The following is a 3390-nucleotide window of genomic DNA, read 5'->3' as shown; positions in this document are numbered from 1 at the left end:
GTAAATATTATTATTATCTTTTTCATATTTATCTCCTTTGAATTCCATATCTTAATATATTATTTCCTAATTTTTTATTTATTTATCCTATTTTTTCATAGATTATATTTGGATAATGTGTAAAAAATATAATTAACGTTTAAATTATAGAGGTGATAAAATGAAAAAATCAAAAAAAAGAAACTCCTTTTTTATAATTGTATTTTTTATAATTTCAGGATTTTTAATTAGTGGTAGGCTTGATTTATTTGATAAAATTAAAACTCAAATACTAAATACAGATCCAACAACTAGAGAATATAGTTGGTACTTTAATCCAAGAAATGACGGAAAACAGCCTACACCTATTAAAGAAGCTTCATTTTTTAAAAAGTATAATGCTTACTATGTAGGAAATCCAAATGAAAAGGTATTATATTTGAGTTTTGATGCAGGGTATGAAAGTGGAAATACAGAAAAAATACTAGACACTTTAAAAAAACATAATGCTCCTGCTGCTTTTTTCGTAGTAGATCATTACCTAAAATCAAATCCTGAAATGGTAAAAAGAATGACTGAAGAAGGACATTTAGTTTGTAATCATTCAAAGTCCCATACTTCTATGGCTAGTATAACTGACTTCAATAAGTTCAAAGAAGAAATTGTAACTGTAGAAAATAGATATAAAGAAATAACAGGAAAAGAAATGCCTAAATATTTTAGACCTCCTATGGGTAAATTCAGTGAAAAATCGCTTGAGTATACTCAACAATTAGGTTATGACACTATATTTTGGAGTTTTGCTTATGTAGACTGGTATGAAGATAAACAACCTAGTCATAAAGAAGCTAAAGAAAAAATATTCTCTAGAACTCATCCTGGAGCAATACTACTTCTTCATCCTAATTCTAAAACAAATGCAGATATATTAGATGATGTTTTAACTCATTGGGAACAAGAGGGTTATACAATAAAAAGCTTAGATCATCTTACAAAGAAAAAATCCTCTAATAATACTGATTTAAAAATTTTAGAAAATAAATAAAAGCAGATATTTTATATCTGCTTTTTTATGCTTCTAGTAATACTGATTTTCCATTGTATGTCCCTACCCAATAAGGTTTATATATGCTTTTAATATCTAAAACTTTTATATCATGTATATGACATTTGCTGTTTATAACATTATTTTTTATTACTTTAATCATTTCATTTTTTATATTTTCTAACATATGAACTTCATCCATTTCTGATTTTTTTATATTATTTTTAGATATGTTTACTTTATATGTATCTGGAGCTTTAGTTATAGATTTTGAAAAACCAGTATGAGTATTTACTAACATTATAATTTTGCTTCTATTTATTTCCTGTTTAAATATACTCTTACCTTTTATTTTAATAACTATATCATAAGTTATAACTTTATGCTCTATGTACTTAAGGGTTGTATTTCTTATCCTAGGGTTTAATTGTATAACTTTACTCATCAATGGTATATTATCTCTCTCAAATTTTTTCACATCATTTTTCTTCACTTTTACTTCTATTGCATCTATTATCATGCCGATTCCTCCTAAGATATAATTAGTCTTTTATAAATTATATTAAACATATCTTAGGTTTAATGTCTGTACACTCTTAAATATATAAAAAATTTCCTTAATATAATATTCTTAAACTAAAAAACAAGCAAGCCTTTAAGCTTACTTGTTTTTATATCACTCTTTGTGCAATGTTTAAAGAATGGTCTGCAATTCTTTCTAAGTTGCTAAGTAAATCTAAATATAAAACCCCAGAATCAACACTGCATTTATTTTGATTTAATCTTAACATATGATTTGATCTAAATGATTTATCCATAGCATCTACTTCATTTTCTATTTCAAAAACTTTCTGAGCTAAAGTTTTATCATTTTCTTGTAATGCTTTAATAGAATACTCTATGCTAAGTAAAACCTTATCGTATATCTCTTTAGTTTCAGTTTGACTTTTACTAGATAGATTTATACTAGAATCCATAGATGATTGAGCTAATTCAGCAATATTTTCAGCATGATCTCCAATTCTTTCTATATCATTTACGGTGTTAAACATTAGATCAACTAATTCTCTTTCGTTATCATCTAGTGGGCATTTAGATAATTTTAGTAAATAGTTTAAAATATGCTTTTGCAATTTATTTATATTTTTTTCTTGTTCTAAACACTTAAGAGCTTTTTCATTATCTTGATCTAAAAATGAGTTTATAGCATTGTTTAAACTTTCTTTCGCCTGATTTCCCATGCTTACAATTTCTTTTACAACGTTTCCTAATGCAATAGATGGTGTTTCTAACATTCTTTCATCTAAGTATTTTGTTTCTTTTGTTTCTTTTGTTTCTTTATCTGGTACTAATTTAATTGCTATGTTAACTATAAACTTAGCAAAAGGAATTAAAATTATAACATTTATTAAATTAAATAAAGTGTGTGCATTTGCTATTTGTCTTGCTGCATCCCCAGGATTTATACTCGTTACTAATGCAACTATAGGTTTATTTAAAATCAATATAAATAATAAGGTTCCTATAATATTAAATGTCAAATGCATTACCGCTGCTCTTTTCGCATTTGTATTTGCACCTATGCTAGATAATAAAGATGTCACACAAGTCCCAATGTTATCTCCATATAATATTGGTAGTGCCGATGTTATAGGTATTAAACCTTGAGTTGCTAGTGCTATTAACATCCCCATAGATGCGCTTGAACTTTGAACAATTCCAGTAATAGCAAACCCAGCCAAAACACCTAAAAACTGGTGCTGTCCAAAATATACAAGCGCATCTCTAAATCCTTGATACTCAGCTAAAGGTCCTACTGCATCTTTCATAAACTCCATACCAGTAAATAATATCCCAAATCCAATTAATATTTCTGCAATATTTTTTATCTTTGCTTTTTTAGCAAATAAAAACAAAACAATCCCAATACCTAAAGCTATTGGAGCTAAACCTTCTAGATTAAATGATACTAATTGAGCTGTTATAGTAGTTCCTATATTAGCTCCCATTATTACCCCTATAGCTTGTGTTAAACTCATTATACCTGCATTTACAAATCCAACTACCATAACCGTAGTTGCGCTACTACTTTGTATAATTCCTGTTACAACTGTACCAACTAAAACACCCATAAATATATTACTTGTAAGTAAGCCTATAATTTTCTTTAACTTCTCTCCTGCTGACTTTTGGAGACCATTACCCATTAAATTCATACCATATAAAAACAACCCTAATCCGCCAATTAAATTTATAGCTATATCCAATTCAAAACCTCCTTAATGATTATATTGACATAAATAAAGCGACTAATTATTATTGTGTTAATTTTTTAGATTTTATATACTTTAACAATTTATAAATTT

General features: G+C 26.9%; 3 protein-coding genes. 1 reads left to right on the top strand and 2 read right to left on the bottom strand.

Annotation, left to right across the window (positions count from 1 at the left end; all coding sequences use genetic code 11):
- The first annotated feature begins 160 nt into the window (after window positions 1-160).
- Complete coding sequence (gene pdaA / locus VN21_RS01415; protein ID WP_084821892.1) at window positions 161-1024, top strand: delta-lactam-biosynthetic de-N-acetylase; 864 nt, start codon at window positions 161-163, stop codon at window positions 1022-1024.
- 25 nt (window positions 1025-1049) lie between these two features.
- Here pdaA and VN21_RS01410 read toward each other — a convergent pair whose 3' ends face one another.
- Both VN21_RS01410 and VN21_RS01405 read right to left on the bottom strand, forming a co-directional pair.
- Window positions 1050-1544: a hypothetical protein gene (locus VN21_RS01410; protein ID WP_046821693.1), complete on the bottom strand. Its 495-nt coding sequence runs from the start codon at window positions 1542-1544 to the stop codon at window positions 1050-1052.
- Between the two features lie 151 nt (window positions 1545-1695).
- On the bottom strand, window positions 1696-3291 hold the full coding sequence (locus VN21_RS01405; protein WP_046821692.1) for a Na/Pi cotransporter family protein: 1596 nt from the start codon (window positions 3289-3291) through the stop codon (window positions 1696-1698).
- Window positions 3292-3390: the final 99 nt, after the last annotated feature.

This window comes from Paraclostridium benzoelyticum (assembly GCF_001006285.1).
Lineage (GTDB): Bacteria > Bacillota > Clostridia > Peptostreptococcales > Peptostreptococcaceae > Paraclostridium > Paraclostridium benzoelyticum.
Note: the sequence above shows the minus strand (reverse complement) of the source record. Positions and strands in the feature narration are given on the sequence as shown.